Consider the following 20117-nt stretch of genomic DNA (forward strand, 5'->3'; position numbering starts at 1 on the left):
TTTAAAACATTGCAAAAATAGTATTTTTAAACAAGTGCATGTATATGAAATTTAATCAATTTAGTATTTTTTTTAAAAGGTAAAAAATACAAAAAAAGAAGAATGAAAATAAGTCAAAATGAAAAAATCACTTCAAATAAATGAAAGATATATTGCAAATAATAAGACAAAATATTAACAAATTTATAATACTGACCTATACAAAATCCGTTTAAATTGAATTATTTTGAGCATATGAATTATCCTTGAAAAAATTGCTGAACGTATCATAGATTTCCGTATCATTCTGTTTTTGGCTAGAAGAGCCATAGGTATATGATGGATAGTAGGTATATTCAACATCTTCTCCAGCGGAAGATGCAAGATTATTATTAATAAAATCATCAAATGAAGAGGAACTTCCCTGCACATTGGACGGACTATTAAAGAAAATCCCACTGAAGGCAAAAGATGACAATATTATAATGACAACCAAACCCAAAATGGATAAAATCATAATCTGATTTCTAGTGCTTAGATTGAATTTATTTGATTTTGAATCAGAATTCTTATCAAATTCCATATTATATGGCAATTTAGCACCGCATTTTCTGCAGTATTTTGTTTTATAATCAATCTCGCAACCACATTTCGGGCAATACATAATATTATTTATATTAAGTTCTAATATTTAAATTGAAATTATAATGCTTCTAACTTTCCATAATCTTCAATTATCTTTTCTAATCTTACACCATTATTAATAGAATTAATAAATGATTTTCCCGGATTCGTGTGATTTTTAATACGTCCATATAATGTTTTTAAAAAGATTTCTTCACCGATTCCCCTTTCTTTTAATCCGTCACTTGCCAAATCAACAATCTCTCTTGTTAACCTGCATAAATCATTTTTATCAATGAATGAGGGAATGTCTCTTTGTATGAATAGCTTTCTAAGTTCACTTGCAGTGTATCCCTTATGATAAATCACATCATCATTTTTTATTATTTCATCCATTTCATCCAATTTATCCTTAAGACCCAGATGAAATGCCGCAACACACATGGAATCACGAATCGGCTGAGTGCAAATGCTTCTAAACTCAATCGTTCCTCTGAATGTTAAATTAATAAACTTGAATGGTCGCAAATAGTTTATGTCCTCAAGGCATGGTCTGATATCAATTTTGCGATATTTTCCTTTGCAGTAAATTTCCCCGCTTACAAACTCCCTGGAATAGTAGTCAAGCAAATTTATTGATGGGAAATTGATATAGGCACCGTCACGCATTACACAATAGATGTTTAAAGACTCGAGATATGCCTGCAAATCATCAAGGTCCTTAAAATCAACATCATACCCCCCGATATTATGTGGATTTACTCCGTGCGTTGAATATTCCCATAGGATATCCCTGAAGCATGTCAAGGTATTGTCTTCCCCAAAAAGTACTGAATTTGAAAACAACAGTGCCTTGATTGGCTCGATTTTTGAAAAAACATTGATTGTTTTGACCAGATTGTCCTTGTGAACATCCAGCTGTACCTGTGAAGCTGATGAAAACATACCATATTCAGGATATTCATGAAACTGCATGCGGATATTCTTATAATTCTTATAGGATTTCAAATGATGATAAAGCATCAAATATCTCTCAGAGGGAATTGGCTGATTTAGATTATATTTCCTATACGGATTGATTCCCATTCCGGTCAGGGTATGGTTATACTCCTGAAAGGATTTCTTTACAAAATTATAAAACTCACTGAAACGCTCATTTATGGAAAACAGATCCTTTTCTTTACCCATTGCAAATTCAATGTTATTGTATGAACAGTCATAGCATAATATATCATCAGTTTTGGAATTTTTCAGGGAAAATACGTTGCCGTCAAAATCTATCCCGTCAGTTTTAAAATCAGGATACTCATTTTGAAATTTGTCGGTTACCTTATGAACAACATCAAAGTTTACTGCCTTTTTATCAAGATTGATAATGGGAATTTCAATTTCCACACCAATATAATTCTTCTTTTGGGTTGTTGGCTTTATAAACTCATTATACAATTTATATTTAACCAAATCTTCAGTTTTCATGATTTTCATCCGCAAATTTATCTTCAAAAAATTTTATATGTTCATCTGTAAGTACAAACTCATTTCCATGGTCTTCACTTTCAAATATTATAATGCCATCAATTAAACCGAATAGCTTATTTAATTCAACGGGTTTCCAGTTTTCATCATCCCCAAGTGGTGTTGAAGCTATAAGAAAACCTTCATCATTTTTTAAATAATACAGAGAATCTTTCATGTTGGAATGAATGTAAGTTAAATCCCCATCATATATCATTAAATTGAGTTTATTGTTTCTGGATAAATCTGCGACGATTTCTGTTAATAAGTTAAATCGTTCCTTAATTGTTGAAATGGATTTTTTATTATGTTCAAATTCATTGATTCTATCTACTATATATAATAGAATTCTTTCGGAATCTGTACTTCCTTTTTCTTTATCCTTATACTTGTCGAGGAGAGGATAATCAAAAATTGTTCCGTTATGTATCAGCATCCATGATCTGTTATTATCATCTGCCTCAATGAATGGATGGCAGTTTGGAGATATGATTTCACCAACAGTAGCCAATCTGATATGGGCAAAAATATTTTTTCCAACAACCGGATTGGACAATATATTCTTTAAGTTTTCGCTGCATGATGCCTTTACCGGCTCCTTGTTAATATTGAATTCACCAGACTGCATATTAGCTAATCCCCAACCATGCGGATGCTCATCTGAGTGATTGTAAAAACATTCAAGGCACTGATTAACCTGCTTTGGTTTATCTGAATTAAAACAAAAAATTTCGCACATATTATCCTCCTATCGTTCAATAATTATATCTTAATAACAATTGTTATATATTTTATAGTATATAAATATTTTCAGATTAACCGCCATAGATAATCTGAAGCAATTGGATTTCATCGCCCTCTCTAATTATATTATCTTCTATGGACAGTTCACCATTTTGTTTTGCCACAATAGTTTGTGAAGATAACTCTAAATCATTCAATAGATTTTTAATTGAATAATTATTACTTTTCAACTCTCGTTTTTCATTTATTTCTTTAAATTTCAATGTAAACTCCATATTTTCACATCACAAAATTATAGTTAACAATTGTTATATTATTTTCATCAGTTTTAAATATTACTGTTTAAAAGTTATGAAAAACATGACAAATTATATATAGATGAAATGACTTACTTTATTTATGGAAAAAATAACTATTGTTATATAGTTAATAGTTGAAGGGATTCTATTTTTTTCCATATCTCACAAATAATTAATTGTCGATAAATTGATTTATAACCTCTAAAAATTAATTTATTGATTAAACACATATTCATAGTTTTTTTCCTTAAAACAGAATACTAATAATTATCCTTAACCCTCCCCAAACTATGAATATGTAAAAGAGCATCTTTTTGATGCTCTTATTAAAATAATAATGTGATATAATGGATTTGGAAGATAAAATCGATATTGTGAAAAGCATATTGAAAGACAAAAAAGTAGCGATTGGCTTTTCAGGCGGTGCAGATTCAACACTAATTGCTTATTTATCATCAAAAGTTGCAGCAGACACATTAGCAATAACAATTAACAATCATCTTTTGCCTACAGGATTTGTAGAAAATACAAAAAATATTGCTCAAACATTTAACGTTAAGCATGAGATTGCAGATATTGATTTTTATGAGAATAAGTATTTTCTCTCCAATACGTCCAGCAGATGCTATGAATGCAGAAAATTAATGTATTCACAAATAAAAAGAATAGCTGAAAAAAGAGGATTTGATTTTATCTGCGATGGAAACAACATCAGCGATCTGGTGATTGATCGGCCGGGAATTCTAGTGACTTACAAAAATGAATTCAAAACCCCATTTATCGAAGCCAAATTAACTTCCAAGGAAATCCATGGATATTTAAATAAAAATAATATTCCATATTACAGGTCTACAACATGCCTTGCCACAAGAATTCCTACAGGTACACCCACTACAAGAGAAAAGATTTCAAAAATAAGGTATTGTGAAGATTTCATTTCATCCAACACCAAATGTGAAATCGTAAAAGTTAGGGATTTGGAAAATATTGCTATAGTTGAAGTGGATGAGATATCTGGAATATTGAAAGAGGATAAATTTAAACATATAAATGATGAATTAAAAAAGCATGGATTTAAAAAAGTTGCCCTAAATTTATCGCAGATTGATGATGATGAAACAATTAAAATCAGTTATCATGAAGGTTCATTTTCATACCTGCTGCCTTATACAATAAATATTGAAAATACAAAAAAGCAGCTGAAAAATGAAATTACATACATAAATCATGAAAAAATCAGCTTAAAAAATATGGATATAAACAGGAATGGACTGATAAGGGGATATGATTTCAGAGATTATGAAAATGCATTAGATTCATTTATGGAATTACTGAAAAAAATTAGGAGAAATGTTTAAGGTGAAAAAATGCCGACTAGATATATAGGTGATGGATATTGGGAAATTGCATCCAGACAGATGAGTATTGTTACAAGAAGCGAACAGCAAAGATTTAAAGACGCTAAAATCACAGTTATCGGCTGTGGTGGAATAGGCGGTGAAACGATAGAAATGCTTGCAAGAATGGGAATAGGAAATCTTGTTTTGGTTGATAAAGATGCATTTGATTTATCAAACTTAAACAGACAGACCCTGGCAAGCCTACCTGATTTGGGTCTTGATAAAAGTTCTGTTGCATCACAAAAGGTCAGGCTGATAAACCCTTATGTCCATGTAGATACATTCAATGAACATGTGGATCAGGAAAATATCGATAAGGTTATTGGAGATTCGGATATTGTGATAGATGCTCTGGATAACGTATTGACTAGAGTAATCGTATCAAGAAAAGCAAAAGAAAAAGGAATTCCATATATTCACGGAGCAATACATGGAACACAAGGTCAGATTACAGTATTCTTGCCCAACACTAAAAGCTATGAAGAAATGTTTAATCTCCCATCACTTGGAAAGGACTTGACCGAAGAAGTCATGAACGATTTAAAAAATGTTACTTCAGGAGTTCCTCCAGTTATAGGACCTACTCCAAATATTATAGGTTGTCTTGAAGCCTTTGAAGCATATAAGATAATAACCGGAGTTGGAAAGGTTACTGTAGCACCAAAAATTTTAACATTTGATTTATTGGATTTAGGTTCATTTTATTTGAATGAACTTTAATTTTCTTATTTTTTAAAATCAATACGTTCTGGTGCAGTATATACAGTAAAACGATTATTTCGAACAAATCCAACCATCGTTATATTGCCTGCTTCAGCCACATCCACACCGGATGATGCGGGTGATGCATTTGATATTATGATTGGAATTCCAACTCTAATCACTTTAATCAGCATATCTGCAGGCATTCTTCCACTATATGAAATGTAACATTTAGAGAAATCATAATTTTCTTTTGAAGCCGCCCCAATTACCTTATCCACTGCAACATGGCGGCTTACATCCTCTCTGATTATTATTTCATCACCGTACTTCAACTGTGCAACATGAACACCTGCAGTTTCCTGCCAGATTTTTGCCTCATCGGTCAAATGTTGGATATCCTTTATTATTTGTGTTGCATTAATTTTTAAATCTGAATCAATAGGATCAATGCTTTTTAACTCGGATCTTATTCCACCAGCATTATCCGAATTTACTCCCTGATATTCAAGTAACCTGCATACACAGGCATGTTCACAGTTTCCTTTTCTTTCCTGTACAATCCCTTCCTGTTCCAAATCTTCTTCAGGGTCATGACTAAGTGTTGTAGTTACCAAAATATTGGTTCCATCAACTTTAATGTCCATGATATCAGAATAATCTTTAATCAAGCCCTCACCTAAACAGTAGCCTATTGCAAAATCCTCCAAATCCTTTGGATAAGTTGAAAACTTTCGTGGGGGCAAATAATCGATGAACAGATAAGTATATTCATCTTCTACAGTGTTTTCTTCAATTGTTTTACACTCACCACCAATCCATTGAATTACATTACAATTTCTTATAAACTCCATAGTATCACATATAATAATATTAACAATTGTTATATTTAAAACTTAATAAAAAAAATAAAATTATTTTGTATCATTAATAAGGCAGATGCTAGATTTTTTCCAATAACAATTATTACATGTTCTGCATTCAGATACAGAGGATTTATTGTTCTTCCAATCTGATAAAAATTCAGGATTGCGAATAAATGGCCTGTACATAGATACAAAATCAATTGAAGTATCATTAATTAAGTTATTTATACGATTCATATCTGACATTCCACCACCCAAAATAACTGGAATTGAGACTTCACTAGCAACTTTATCACAAAACTCAACCAGCATGTCTTGATTGGACTGTCCTTTTCTGAAATATTGTGGAGATAAGAATTTTGTAATCTGTAAACTGTCAGCACCATTCTCAGCAAGTATCTTACATATTTCCAATGAATCTTCCATATCCTGATATAGATTTACCCTACAGTTAACATGCAAGTCAGTAGCCTTCTTAATCAACTTTATTATTTCAATTGCAATCCTTACACGATTATATGTATTTCCACCATAATTATCAGTTCTTTGATTTTCAAAAGGATTAATGATTCTTGAAAGATAATAATTATTTCCAATGCTTAATTGAATACCATCAAAACCTGCAAAAGCAACTTTTTTAGCGGCAACCAAGTAATCAGCCTGAATTTTTCTAATATCTTCAATAGTAAGGTCATTTACTTCAATCATCTGCTTTCCATTAACATTACAGTTAACAAAACCTACCTGGGCCAATATAGGAACATTGAATTGATGGACAATAGAAGTAACCTCCTTAAAATCCTTAATGAATAACGGAGAATTGATTGAATGGGAATAATCACTGAATCTATCGTGAGAATACAATGAGATTAATTCTGTAGTAATTAATCCGACGTTATTTTTAGCCAAGGTTTCATACCTTAAAAAAATATCCGCAGATAAATTCTTTTGAGACTCGTTTTGGGACTCCCACAAACCTGTTCTTACAATACGACTGTTGAGATTGAACTCACCAAAATTAGGATTATCAAATATGTCTTTCATAGATAATGTATTATAAAAAATAATATAAAAAGAGAAGAGTAATTCAGGAATTACTCTTATAGAGATATAATTATTTAAAATTAGAAATCATCTCTACAAATTCCGGAGTATCAATATTGGCTATTGGCTCATTGGTTTGTAAAGATTTGATTTCTTTCATTTCACCATCAGTTAATTCAAAATCAAAAATATTGAAATTTTCTTCCATTCTTTCGACTTTGACTGATTTTGGAAATACTATTATTCCTCTTTGAGTTAGCCATCTTAGTATTACCTGTGCAACTGACTTATCATGATATTCAGCTATTTTGGACAACAATGGATTTTTAAATATGTTGTCCCTGCCTTCAGCCAATGGCCCCCAGGCTTCAACTTTTGTATCAAATTTTTTGTAGAACTCTTCAATACCGTCCTGCTGGTAAAATGGATTTACTTCAATCTGATTGACCATTGGAGTTATTTTGGAATTGAGAGCCAAGTTTGTAAATCTTGCAGGTGTGAAATTGGATACACCAATAGCTTTAACTTTTCCTTCTTCATATAGTTCTTCAAATGCTCTCCATGTAGCAAACACATCACCAATATTTTGATGAATCAAATATAAGTCAATGTAATCTGTCTGCAATTTTTCCAATGATTCCTCACATGCTTTTTTAGCATCTTCATAGCTGTGATGGGAATGCCATATTTTAGTGGTAATGAAAAACTCTTCCCTTGGAATTCCACTGTCTGCAATAGCCTGACCGACATCAGATTCATTATAATATGCCTGTGCAGTATCAAAATGTCTGTATCCTGCAGAAATTGCATCTTCAACCGCTTTTTTAGTATTTTGTGGAGGTATTTGAAATACACCAAAGCCTAATTGAGGCACTTTTACACCGTTGCTTAATGTTACATAATCCATCATATCACCTATTGAATGTTAATTACCATCTGTCTGCTTTGAATGGTAGCAATTGTTCCACCATCTATTAATAAATCGATTCCAGTAATGAATCCAGCTTTTTCCCATTGATGTCTGCAAGCAATATTTTTTTACCTGCAGATATTCTTTTAATAATGGCCAAATCCATATCTCCTGCACCTAATAATGCAACAACCTCTTTATTTTCATTTAAATCTAAATTATATTAATACAATCTTTTCAATTGTTTTATCCACAGAAAGATTTTTATAATAATAAATAGTAAATTATTATATATAAAACTTTCCTAATGAAATAGTTATCTTTGTAAAGTGTTAGGTGATAATAATGAAAAATGAAAATATTATAATTTATATCATGATGTTAGGTACTTTCGGTGTATTAAGCACTGAAATGGGAGTAGTGGGAATTCTACCCCAAATAGCCGAGTATTTTAATGTAAACATTACACAGGCAGGATTATTTGTAAGCCTATTTGCATTGACAATTGCAATATGTGGAATATTCATGCCTCTTGTCTTTTCAAAATTTGACAGAAAAAAAAGCTTCATTTTGGTTCTTGCAATATTTACCATATTTTCAACAATAGGCGCATTCGTAACAGATTTCAATATTGCTTTAATCTGCAGAATAATTCCAGCAATATTTCACCCAATCTACTGCGGACTTGCACTGACAGTAGCCGCGGAAATTGTAGAGCCCGAAAAGGCACAGGATGCTGTAAGTAAGGTAATTATGGGAGTATCTGCAGGAATGATTGTAGGAGTTCCTATCACAACATTCGTTGCGACAAACTTCGGCTACCAATATGCAATGATGTGGTTCAGTATCGTGACACTTATAGCATTGATAGCAACAATAATATTTTTCCCAAGCCTGCCTGGAAAAGAGCAATCCTATGGAGGCCAAGTATCAGTTGCAAAAACGGGAATTTTTATCATATCCACATTAGGGGTCATATTCCTAAATGCAGGAATGTATACATCATATTCATATATTTCAGAGTTTCTAAATGCAATAACAAACATATTCGGAAGCGAATTGAGCATAGTGCTTTTTATCTATGGAATTGCATCAATTGCAGGAAACTGGATTGGAGCAAAACTGCTCAACTCAAACACCAATAAGACAGTTCTGTCATTTCCAATAATATTTTCAATATTGCTTTTGGGCGTATTCACATTCGGATCAATGAAAATACCAACAATAATATTAATGGCATTGTGGGGATTATTGGCCGGAATAGGTAATGATATAGCCCAATATTGGATGGTATCTGCAGCACCACAGGCACCTGAGTTTGCAAATGGAATATTTTTGAGTATGGGTAATGTGGGCGTAACTATTGGAACAACAATAGCTGGAGCAGTTGTATTGAGCATGGGAGTTCAATATGTAATGCTTGCGGCAATAGCCGTCCTTATTCTTGACCTAATACTATTATTTATAAGAACTAATAGATATACTACTGAGGCATAAAATGAATCTTCCAGAACAGTTTTACAAAGAGAATTCAGAAAACATTTTCATTTACCACTATGTTGAAGAGATAATTGCCAGCTTTAGCAGCCACCTGAAAAAAAATCTGGATGAAGAGGACATAAACAAAGCGGAATTTCCATTTTTAATCAGAATACGCTACAGCAAAAAAACAACACAAAAAGAGCTTGTTGAGTTATTTAAAGTTAGTGAAGGATATACTGCAAAGCTTTTAAGGAAATTTGAAGATAAAGGCTATATCACAAGACATGAAGACCCTGACAACAGAAGAATTAAAATTGTAGAGTTGACAAAAAAAGGCATTGAAAAAACAGACAGACTGGCAAAGATAATTGAACAATGGGAAACAAAAGTAACTACAGACATGACACAAGAAGAAGTGAAATTATTAAAAAAGCTATTATTTAAGGTAGTTGAGTAAGATGGTTGCCAAAAAAATTACACAATGCAGGAAACCTCATGGAAAGGAAGGAATTCAGACAATAAAAAACATGAATGAAAACCATAAGGACATATCCAATTTTGCATTCAAATGCATTGATGTTGGAAAAAACGATAAAATCCTCGATATAGGCTGTGGTGGAGGAATTAACATTGAAAAATTCCTCAAATTAACAGAAAATAATGTTGATGGTCTTGACTATTCAGAAATATCTGTGGGAGAGTCAATCAAAAGAAATCAGAAAGCTGTTGATAAAGGAAAGTGTAAAGTAATGCAGGCCGATGTGAGCAGAATGCCTATTGATGATGAAACATACGATTTGGTATCTGCATTTGAAACTATATATTTTTGGCCAGATATAGAAAACACATTCAAGGAAGTATCAAGAATCATCACACCCGAAGGAAGATTCATGATTGCACAAGGAACAGACGGAAATCATCCTGATGATGAAAAATGGCTAAGCACCGTAGAGGGAATGAATGTATATACAGCGGACATGTTGAAAAAATACTTATTGAATGCAGGTTTTTCAAGTGTTAAAAGCTTTAAAAAAGAAAATGACTATATTTTAGTGGTAATTGCACAAAAATAATTACCACCAAATATTTTTTTAATGATAACAAACACTTTTTTTAGTTCTATAACAGTTATTGCACATCAAACATCTGGATTTAGTGCACTCACCAGATTCCCATTTGGCAAGGAAATCATTTTCAGCCACAAATGGCCTATACATTGAAAGAAATTCAATATCAGTCGAATTCAATATATTATTTATATGTCCCATATCATTAAATCCTCCGCCTAAAATTACCGGAACATTTACAGAATCTATTAATTTTTTAGAATAATCCAACAAATCATCTTCCCCAGATAATTTTTTAGTAAAATACAAAGGTGAAAGAGGCCTTGTTACTTGAATGCTGTCAACACCAACCTTTTCAAGTAATTTACATGCTTCAATACTTTCAGCAGAATTAAAACCATCCTTTCTTTCATCAAAACTGTTTACTTTACAGCTGATATGTAAATTAAGATTATCTTTCATTACCTTAATCAATTCCAATACAAGACGCATCCTGTTGAATACGCTTCCACCATAATCATCAGTTCTTTGATTATAATAAGGATTGATGAATTTGGATAAGAAAAAATTATTGCCTATAGATAGCTGAATTCCATCAAAACCAGCAAATTCTAGTTTTTTAGCAGCTGCAATAATATCTGACTGAATTTTTCGAATATCTTCCATCACTAAATCATTTACAGAAATATCCAAATCAATGCCACGATTGTATTTAATGAATTCTACCTGACCCAATATCGGAACATCATAACTGTGAGTGATTTCAGCCATTTTACTAGCCATGACCATGAAATTTGTGCTGTCCATCCTATGTGAGTGCTCTACGAATTTATCTTTTGGATATATTGAAAACAGTTCAGAAGTTATCAATCCAACACCACTTGAAGCGATTTTATCATACCTATCATAAATGGCATTCAAATCTTTTTGCTGAGATTCCCAGAGTCCTGTTCTAATGATACGACTGTTAAGTTTAAAATCTCCAAATTTACATTTATCAAATATACTTTTCATAAAAATAATATTGTTAAAAATAATATAAAAAGAAATAAGTAATTTTAAACTTACTTTAAAAAAAAGATAGTTGAATAGGATTATTCAACTTGAGAAATTTTATTCGTCATGTCTTCAGAGAGATCCATTTTAGTAAATGATTCCGATGAGGATAGAAGCATGTTAAATTCACTGATAATATCTATGCCTACAGAGGCATTAGTCTTGTTGAACTCTAAAACATGACCTCCTTTTGTTTTATCATCAGACAAGAAATGCATATGCCATCCTGCCATATTTACATCACCCATATAATTAGGGAAATGGACTGCGACAATTGTTCCTGATTGATTTGTATAGTTAAAAACCTTTTGGTCTGTTTTTGCAACTTCATTAAATTCCTTATATGGCTTATCCTGTTTTTCTATGCTTCTAACAGTAATGTTTGAAAAATCCCCTTTGATTTTGACTACATACATATTATTTTTTCCCAACTTATCCAACTCTTTATCCAATTGAGAAGTTAAATCGGAAAAGTTATTGGCTGATATTTTAGGTATTGATGCATCTTCATCAAAATTTGTTACAACCGCAAAAGGTACTCTTTCATTATTTGGCATAACTTGAATACTGCCGTCAGCTTTTGCCTTGTAGACAACACCATCCAAAACAATCATTTCTCCATCGACGCCCTCAAAGGTTCCAAGACCGGTATCACCATTCAATTTCAAATCACCGACAGAAATAACACCCTCATATTCCCCATGCATAAATGCCTGCATTATAGAAACCTGATGAATGCTATCATCCTTCATTACCATCACATTGTCTGCAGAAACTACAGAAATGGAAAATAATGTTAAAATGATAAGTGTTAGTAAAATTATTTTTTTATTTAACAAACTTTTCACCTAATTAACTATTTAATTTACATGAATTATATAACTTATGAAAAGACATTTAATTTACTAAATGCAACTGATTCGATAAAATCATATACATTGTTTCATTTATGATAAGTTTTTTTCAGCCAAGTATTTTCCCGTTAGACTTTCAGGAGTATTAATGATATCTTCCAGACCACCTGTGGCTAGAATTTCTCCACCATTATTATCCTCATCGATTCCAATATCAATTATGTAATCCGCATTGGCTATCAAGTCCAGATCATGTTCAATTACAATAACTGTAGCTCCCCTGTCAATCAGATTATCAAATACATCAATTAAAACTTTTACATCTAACGGATGAAGACCAATTGTCGGCTCATCAAAGATGAAAATAGAATTCTTTTGAGATTTTCCAATTTCAGATGCCAATTTCAGTCTTTGAGCTTCACCACCAGACAGGCTTGGAGTAGCTTCACCCAATGTCAAGTAACCCAATCCCAAATCAGAGAGTTTTTGTAGCTTAGATGTCACTTTTTTAAGACCAAACAACTCTTCCAATGCTTCATCAACAGTTAAAGTCATGATATCTGCAAGAGACAAACCGTTATAAGTTGTTTTTTCTATATCTTTATTGTATCTTGTACCATCACAATCAGGACAAGTCATCTCTACATCAGGCAGAAACTGCACATCCATTGAAACGCTTCCAGTCCCATTACATGTTTCACATCTCAATTTTCCAGTATTATATGAAAAATCAGCAGTCTTATACTCATCAGACAACTTTGCAAATTCACGCCTTAAATCATCTAAAACTTTTGAGTATGTTGCAACAGTACTTCTTACATTCTTTCCAATAGGAACACTGTCAATCAAATCAATTTTTTTGATATCCTCGCATGAAATATCATAAACATTTTCTGGCAACTCTTCATTGCCAATATATGATTGGACTGCAGGATAAAGTGATTCTAAAAGCAGCGTTGTTTTTCCACTTCCAGAAACTCCAGTTACAGCAGTAAATTTACCTTTTGGAAACTGAACATTCAATGATTTTACATTGTGAATTTTTGAAGTTTTTATATCAATAGAACCATTTCCAAACATGTCCCGAGATTTGTTTCTAATAATAATCTTTTCAGAATTTGTTAAAAAAGGTGCAATTTGTGAAGATTCATTGGCTTTAATTTCATCAAGTGAACCCTGAGCTATTATATTTCCGCCATCAGCACCTGCAGTTGGACCTAATTCCACCATATAATCTGCAATGCCCAATATTTTTGTATCATGATCAACTAGAATTATTGAATTTCCATCATCTACCAAGCGCCTTATCACACTAATTAGGCCATTTACATTATCAGGATGAAGACCAATAGACGGTTCGTCCAAAACATACAATACACCAGTAGTATGATTTCTTAAAGTTTTTGCAAGCTGCACCCTTTGCAGTTCCCCAGTAGACAATGTATTTGCAGGCCTGTCAAGAGAAATATAACTTAATCCCAAATCAAGTAAAATATTAGCATTATCCAAGAATTCCTCCAGAATATTTTCTGCCATTTTGCCAACATTCTCCGGAAGCTCGCTTACAACCTTCTGAATCCAAACAACAAGATCTTTTAGATTCATCCGACATGCTTCATCAAGACTAATTCCACCCAGAAGAGTTTGTCTTGCCTTGGAATTAAGTCTTGTTCCACCACAATCGGGACAAACCTGCGTAGTCAAATATTTATTTATTCTTTGAAGTCCTTTTTCTGTCTTTGCTTTTTTAAGAGCTTCTTCAACTGCTTTATGAGCATTCCTATACTCTGCATTCAATTCAAACAGTTTGCCGTTTTTGGAAGGAATGTTTATATATCTTTTAACTGATGGTCCGTTATAGACAATGTCCTTTTCTTTTTCAGTCAAGTCCTTAAATGGAACATCTACCCTTACTCCCAGTTCTCCTGCAACATGATACATCCATGAAATTCCAAACATGTTCCATGATTCGACAGCACCATCTTCGAGAGTTTTTGTCTCATCGCCAACTAATTTCGAATCGTCAATGCCCCTAATATAACCGGTTCCCTCACATGTCGGACATGCACCATCAGAGTTAAATGCATACTCTTCAGCACCTAATCCATAGAATTCTTCACCACATTCAGAACATTTTATTGGGATTTCACGAGCTACATTAAGTGTTGGCTCTTGCATATGTCCATTTGGACAAAAATAGTTACCGCACCTAGAATATAATAATCTCAAAGAGTTTAAAAGTTCTGTGGATGTTCCAAAAGTTGATCTGATATTCGGAACATTAGGGCGCTGATGAAGTGCTAAAGCTGCCGGGACATACTGGATTAAGTCAACCTGAGCTTTTTGAGTTTGTGAAATCCTGCGTCTTGTGTAAGTTGAAAGGGCATCCAAATATCTTCGTGACCCTTCAGAGTATAATACTCCCAAAGCAAGAGATGATTTTCCGCTTCCGGAAACACCAGAAATAGCAACAATTTTTCCAAGAGGAATATCCACATCAATATTTTTTAAATTGTGAACTTTAGCTCCCCTTATTATTATCAAATCTTTATACATAATTAAAAAAAGAGTTAAAAGAATTATAATAATTCTTTTCTTAAGTCAATAGTATCTTTTAAATCAGGCCCAGTTGAAATGATAGTTACTGGAACATTTGTTTCTGATTCAATATCATTAATGAATGCTTTTGTTTCAGCAGACAAATCATTGTAATCCTGTGTTCTTGCACAATCCGGATATAATCTGTCAACACAGGTTAATGCAATTTGAGTTGCACCATTGATTCTGCATGATTCTTTCGCAAGTTCCATATCAAAGTAACCGATTCTTCTACGACGTCCGGTTACAACACCGTATTCTTCTAATCCTCTGCTTTCAGCTTCTTCCTGAGTCATTTCTGTTGGGAATGGTCCTTCTCCAACACGTGAAATATAAGCTTTAAATACATCAATGACCTCATCGACTTTGGTTGGACCTACACCAACATCAGCAGCAAATGTGGATGCTGTAGTATCCTTACTGGTTACAAAAGGATAGGTTCCATAGTAAAGTGATAAAGCAAAACCTTGGGATCCTTCAATGAATACTTCTTCACCATCATTAATGGCTTCATTTACTTCTAAGGAAACATCAGTTATATATTCTTCAAGTTCAGGATAATCACGAGCAAGATTTATAGTTCTCATAACTCTATCCGAGTTTGCTGGTCCGCATCCGGAACCCGTACTTCCTATTTTTTTAGCCAAATGCTCTGAAGATTTATCTCTATCCATATGGTCTTCAGTAATAATTGCACATCGTGAGTCAATTGACATTCTTTCCTTTACATTATATTTTGCTAAATCATCAAATTCTTTATAAAGTACATCCGGATTCACTAAAACTCCAGCCCCAATCATGAGTTTAGCATCAGTGTGTACAAATCCTGATGGGGTTAATCTTAAACCATATTTTTCACCGTTAAACTCGACAGAATGTCCTGCATTCGGACCTACACCTGCACGAGCAATAATGGATGGTTTGTCATTACTGCAAAGGTAAGTAATACATTTTCCTTTACCTTCATCACCCCATGCTCCACCTACTAAAATACTACAAGTCATCTAATAACTCCTAAAAAATTATCATGTGAAAATAAAAATTTTCATAACAATAATATTATATCATTAATGCTTAAAAAACTTTTCCAACATCATTAAATATAACATGAAATATAAATATAATATAAATTAAACAAAATCAAGGGTAAATAATATGCATATTGAAAGACAATTTAGAGAACTGGAAAAAATTGAGGAAATCAGTGCATATAATATAAATAAAATTGATTTATTTGAACATGCACCGCAATTCAAAAAGCCAGAAAAGATTCCTCTGTCCAACATAATCAGTTATGTACAATCTGACGTTAATATGTTTATACCGATAGAAGGTGAAGAAGACTATATTGTCAATAGATTAGGTTGGAATATTCTTCAAAGAGGAAATATTAAATTGGAGGATGTTGAAGGTCGTAAACTAAGTGAATGCTCACCGTTTTTCTATAAAATATTTAATGAGCCATTTAAAGAAATCCTAAAGACAAAAGAACCAAAAGCAATGCGAATTTTTTATTATGTGAGCGATAAAATTCAGACATTAACCAATGTCCAGATACTCTGTGATGAGGGGAATATCTTTGTTATTTCAGATTATGTTGATGGTCTGCATGATGAAAAAAGCTTAGAAGAGAAAAAAATTGAAGATGATGCAAACAAATCCAATTTAATCGAATACTTCTCTCAGACAGGAAGCTACTATAAAATAAGAAATGAATATACATGGACCCAAGGAATTTATAACATCATCAACAGGTCACCGGAATCCAACGATGCATATTACAATATTATCTTTGATTTAGTAATTCCAGAAGACAAGCCATTGGTTAAAGAATTGCTTGACACAATGAGTCCAGAAACAGATTCCTATGAAAACATCATCAGAATCAAAACACGCGATGGACATATCAAATATTTGGATACATACCTATACTCCAAATTTGATGAAAATAGAAATGAAATCAGCCATTACGGTCTGTTTAAGGACGTGAGTCTTGATTCACATAAACACATGACACGTCCTGTTGACTTTATGCTGAATGGATTCAATCATAATTCCAGATTATCACTACTTGTTGAACCGTTAAGCAAAAGATATGAATTCAGTGAAGGATTTTATGACATTGTCGAAGTACCTCATGAGAAATATATCCACAGTCAGGAAATACTCAAAAATATTGTGGAAGAGGATGTCAAAGAAAACATTAAACAGTTAATCAACGGCGAAATTGAAGAAGTAAATACAATTCTTACATACAAGGTCAACGGCAATCCTGAAAACTTGAAGATATGTGAATTGTTTATTGAAGTGTTCAGTTATGGAAACAACAAGCACAGCATCGGATTTTTAACCGACATTACAGACATGAAGAAAAAACAGAAGGAACTGATAGAATCCAATGCCAACAAAAACATCCTAATAAAAGAGGTGCACCATAGAGTTAAAAACAACTTACAGGTATTGAACAGTTTCTTAAACCTTGAAAGACGTGCTTATGGAAATAATCCGAATAGAATTTTGGACAATATGCAGGCACGCTTATCATCACTTGCACTGCTGCATGAAAAAACATACAATACAACAGATTTCTTAAATATCAACTTGAAAGAATATATTGAAGACCAGGATGAAACTCTTCAAGGTTTATTCAGCGCAAAGCACATCAACTTCAAATCAGAAATTGATGAAAACATTCATTTATCCATTCAGATAATTACCCCATTACTATTAATAGTAGATGAACTTACAATGAATGCTATTAAACATGCATTTCCTGATGAAAATATGGAAAATAAGACTATTACAAAAAGAATTGATTATATTGATGAAAATATTTGTGAATTTATCCTAGAAGACAATGGAGTAGGTCTTGAAAGTCCCGAACAACTTATAAACCACAATTTAGGTTGGGAAATAGTAAAAAGCCTTACAAAACAATTAAACGGAAAAATTGAAATAATGAATACTGAAGTTGGAACAGCATTTAAACTAACATTCCCAACAAGTTTTGATTATTCACTAGATGAAAAAGGAGGAAACTAAATGAAAATACAAAGAGAATATTGGAAACTGGAAGACCTTGAAGAAATAAGCATCTATGACATTTCAGAAAGAGAATTATTCAAATATGTGGATCCAGTAACCGAAGTACCTCCCATCCCATTCAAAAATACATTAAGAAGCCTTCCATGCGATATGGATGTTTTCATACCATACAATGACGGTGAAGATTTTATAATACACATGCTGGGATTGACTGCACTGGAAAGAGGAAACATAAGATTAAAAGATGTTGAGGGAAGATTATTAAGCGAATGCTCACCGGGATTCCATAGCATTTTCCATAAAGCATTTTATGAAGTTTACAAAACAGAAAAACCTAAAAAATTCCGTGTCAACTATTATGAAAACGATAAACTGGCAAGACTATCTAATGTGAAAATATTATACGATATGGGAAAAATCATTCTAATATCAGAGCTGAAATACACCAACGAAACCAAATTTTTAGAAGAAAACTTTAAAAATTATGATGAAAACAAAGCGAATCTGATTGAATACTTCTCACAAACAGGAAGTTATTATAAAATCAACGATAAATATTCATGGACCCAAGGTGTCTATAACATTATTAATCGTTCAAGAGAAGAAAATGATGAATATTACAATATTATATTTGATTTGGCAATACCTGAAGACAGACCTTTAATAGATAAAATTCAGAAGAAATTGGATAGCGGGGTCGCTGCTTATGAATCAGTCATACGAATTAAGACTCATGACGGTATTTTAAAGTATCTGGATTTGAATTTCTATTCAAAATTTGATGAAAATGATGAATTGATAAGCCGTTATACTTTAATTAAAGACATTACCAAAAATTCAAACAAGCAAATTACAAGACCCGTTGACTTTTTGCTGAATGGATTTAAAAAGTCCAAAAAACAGGCTTTGTTAGTCGAGCCGTTAAATCAGAAACAATACGAATACAGCGAAGGCTTTTATGATATAGTGGAAGAAGATAAAGAGACTTATTCAAACAGAAAAGTAATCATAGAAAATATCGTTGAACAGGAAACTGTAGAAAATTTCAGAAGACTATTCAATAGAGAAATCTCAGAACTTGAAGAAACATTTACATATAATGTTAAAGGAAATCCAGAAAATCAGAAGATATGTGAAATTTACATTGAAGTCTTTGAATTTGGACAAGAGGAACACAGTATTGGATTTTTAACAGACATTACTGAAGAAAGAAGTAAACAGATTGCTCTTCAAGAGGCAAATGAGCATCAAACCGTATTGATAAAAGAGGTTCACCACAGAGTTAAAAACAATCTCCAGATTTTAAACAGTTTCCTGAACTTGGAAAAAAGAGCATATAAAAATCAGCCCAATATAATTATTGACCATATGCAATCAAGATTATCTTCACTGGCACTGCTGCATGAAAAAACATACAATACCACCGATTTTAAAAATATTAACTTAAAAGATTATATCATTGATCAGGATAATAAACTTAAAAGTTTAATAGGCTTAAGAGATGGTATTGAATTTAAATCAACTGTCCAGGACGACATTAATCTTTCAATTGAAATCATTACACCATTGCTTTTGGTTGTTGACGAATTGACCATGAATGCAATCAAACATGCATTCCCTACAGATTGGCCAAATAAAACAATAAGCAAAGAATTCAGAAAAATTGATGACAATACAGGAGAATTGATTATTAAGGATAATGGTGTGGGTATTGATAAAACCAAAAAAGATATGAAGCACAGTCTTGGATGCGAGATTATTAAAAATCTGACAAAGCAATTGGATGGAGATATTAAAAATATTGATGTTGAAAAAGGAACTGCATATAGATTACTATTCCCGTTGACAATGGAACATACAATTTCACAATAATAAACATAGTAATATATAATTAATAAAAGATAAAAATAATATATGATAGGAAAGGGATAA

17 protein-coding genes and 1 pseudogene are annotated in these 20117 nt (G+C 32.4%); 7 read left to right on the plus strand and 11 right to left on the minus strand.

What is annotated here, in order from left to right; genetic code table 11:
* Positions 1-211 precede the first annotated feature (211 nt).
* The 4 genes from SM9_RS07805 to SM9_RS07820 form a co-directional block, all read right to left on the minus strand.
* Positions 212-643, minus strand: a complete 432-nt coding sequence (locus SM9_RS07805) for a zinc ribbon domain-containing protein (RefSeq protein WP_058739607.1) — start codon at positions 641-643, stop codon at positions 212-214.
* A gap of 38 nt (positions 644-681) precedes the next feature.
* Complete coding sequence (locus SM9_RS07810; protein ID WP_058739608.1) at positions 682-2079, minus strand: hypothetical protein; 1398 nt, start codon at positions 2077-2079, stop codon at positions 682-684.
* Positions 2069-2857 carry a class II glutamine amidotransferase gene (locus SM9_RS07815; RefSeq protein ID WP_058739609.1) on the minus strand — a complete coding sequence of 263 codons (789 nt, stop codon included), beginning with the start codon at positions 2855-2857 and terminating at the stop codon, positions 2069-2071. Before SM9_RS07815 ends, SM9_RS07810 begins: the two co-directional genes overlap by 11 nt.
* A gap of 76 nt (positions 2858-2933) precedes the next feature.
* The gene (locus SM9_RS07820) at positions 2934-3137 is read right to left on the minus strand and encodes a MoaD/ThiS family protein (RefSeq protein ID WP_058739610.1); all 204 of its coding nucleotides are present in this window, start codon (positions 3135-3137) and stop codon (positions 2934-2936) included.
* A 371-nt stretch (positions 3138-3508) separates the two neighbouring features.
* Between SM9_RS07820 and larE the strand changes: the two genes are divergently transcribed.
* Positions 3509-4519: an ATP-dependent sacrificial sulfur transferase LarE gene (gene larE / locus SM9_RS07825; RefSeq protein WP_058739611.1), complete on the plus strand. Its 1011-nt coding sequence runs from the start codon at positions 3509-3511 to the stop codon at positions 4517-4519.
* 9 nt (positions 4520-4528) lie between these two features.
* Entirely contained in the window at positions 4529-5281 is a 753-nt protein-coding gene (locus SM9_RS07830; protein WP_058739612.1) for a HesA/MoeB/ThiF family protein, read from the plus strand.
* Positions 5282-5286: 5 nt separating this feature from the next.
* On the opposite strand, the gene fdhD is transcribed toward SM9_RS07830, so the two are convergent.
* The 3 genes from fdhD to SM9_RS07845 form a co-directional block, all read right to left on the minus strand.
* Positions 5287-6117: a formate dehydrogenase accessory sulfurtransferase FdhD gene (gene fdhD / locus SM9_RS07835; protein ID WP_058739613.1), complete on the minus strand. Its 831-nt coding sequence runs from the start codon at positions 6115-6117 to the stop codon at positions 5287-5289.
* Between the two features lie 60 nt (positions 6118-6177).
* A complete protein-coding gene (locus SM9_RS07840; protein WP_058739614.1) occupies positions 6178-7173 on the minus strand; it encodes an oxidoreductase in 996 nt (331 codons plus the stop codon).
* 70 nt (positions 7174-7243) lie between these two features.
* Complete coding sequence (locus tag SM9_RS07845) at positions 7244-8080, minus strand: aldo/keto reductase (RefSeq protein WP_058739615.1); 837 nt, start codon at positions 8078-8080, stop codon at positions 7244-7246.
* Between the two features lie 348 nt (positions 8081-8428).
* Here SM9_RS07845 and SM9_RS07850 point away from each other — a divergent pair, with 348 nt between their 5' ends.
* From SM9_RS07850 to SM9_RS07860, 3 genes are read left to right on the plus strand one after another with little or no spacing between them, the layout of a single operon-like run.
* The gene (locus tag SM9_RS07850; protein ID WP_058739616.1) at positions 8429-9580 is read left to right on the plus strand and encodes an MFS transporter; all 1152 of its coding nucleotides are present in this window, start codon (positions 8429-8431) and stop codon (positions 9578-9580) included.
* Between the two features lies 1 nt (position 9581).
* A complete protein-coding gene (locus SM9_RS07855; protein ID WP_058739617.1) occupies positions 9582-10022 on the plus strand; it encodes a MarR family winged helix-turn-helix transcriptional regulator in 441 nt (146 codons plus the stop codon).
* 1 nt (position 10023) lies between these two features.
* Complete coding sequence (locus SM9_RS07860) at positions 10024-10638, plus strand: class I SAM-dependent methyltransferase (protein WP_058739618.1); 615 nt, start codon at positions 10024-10026, stop codon at positions 10636-10638.
* A gap of 18 nt (positions 10639-10656) precedes the next feature.
* Here SM9_RS07860 and SM9_RS07865 read toward each other — a convergent pair whose 3' ends face one another.
* From SM9_RS07865 to SM9_RS07880, 4 genes and pseudogenes are all read right to left on the minus strand, one after another.
* Entirely contained in the window at positions 10657-11646 is a 990-nt protein-coding gene (locus tag SM9_RS07865) for an oxidoreductase (protein ID WP_058739619.1), read from the minus strand.
* Positions 11647-11726: 80 nt separating this feature from the next.
* Positions 11727-12527 (minus strand): acetolactate decarboxylase, encoded by an 801-nt coding sequence (gene budA, locus SM9_RS07870; protein ID WP_058739620.1) that lies wholly within the window; start codon positions 12525-12527, stop codon positions 11727-11729.
* A 108-nt stretch (positions 12528-12635) separates the two neighbouring features.
* Positions 12636-15083, minus strand: a pseudogene (locus SM9_RS07875) (excinuclease ABC subunit UvrA); the annotation flags it as partial.
* A gap of 38 nt (positions 15084-15121) precedes the next feature.
* The gene (locus SM9_RS07880) at positions 15122-16144 is read right to left on the minus strand and encodes an adenylosuccinate synthetase (protein WP_058739622.1); all 1023 of its coding nucleotides are present in this window, start codon (positions 16142-16144) and stop codon (positions 15122-15124) included.
* A 151-nt stretch (positions 16145-16295) separates the two neighbouring features.
* Between SM9_RS07880 and SM9_RS07885 the strand changes: the two genes are divergently transcribed.
* Positions 16296-18182: a histidine kinase dimerization/phosphoacceptor domain -containing protein gene (locus SM9_RS07885; RefSeq protein WP_058739623.1), complete on the plus strand. Its 1887-nt coding sequence runs from the start codon at positions 16296-16298 to the stop codon at positions 18180-18182.
* Entirely contained in the window at positions 18183-20057 is a 1875-nt protein-coding gene (locus SM9_RS07890; protein WP_058739624.1) for a histidine kinase dimerization/phosphoacceptor domain -containing protein, read from the plus strand. It abuts the gene before it with no gap.
* The last annotated feature ends 60 nt before the right edge of the window (positions 20058-20117 follow it).

This window comes from Methanobrevibacter millerae (genome assembly GCF_001477655.1).
Taxonomy (GTDB): domain Archaea; phylum Methanobacteriota; class Methanobacteria; order Methanobacteriales; family Methanobacteriaceae; genus Methanocatella; species Methanocatella millerae_A.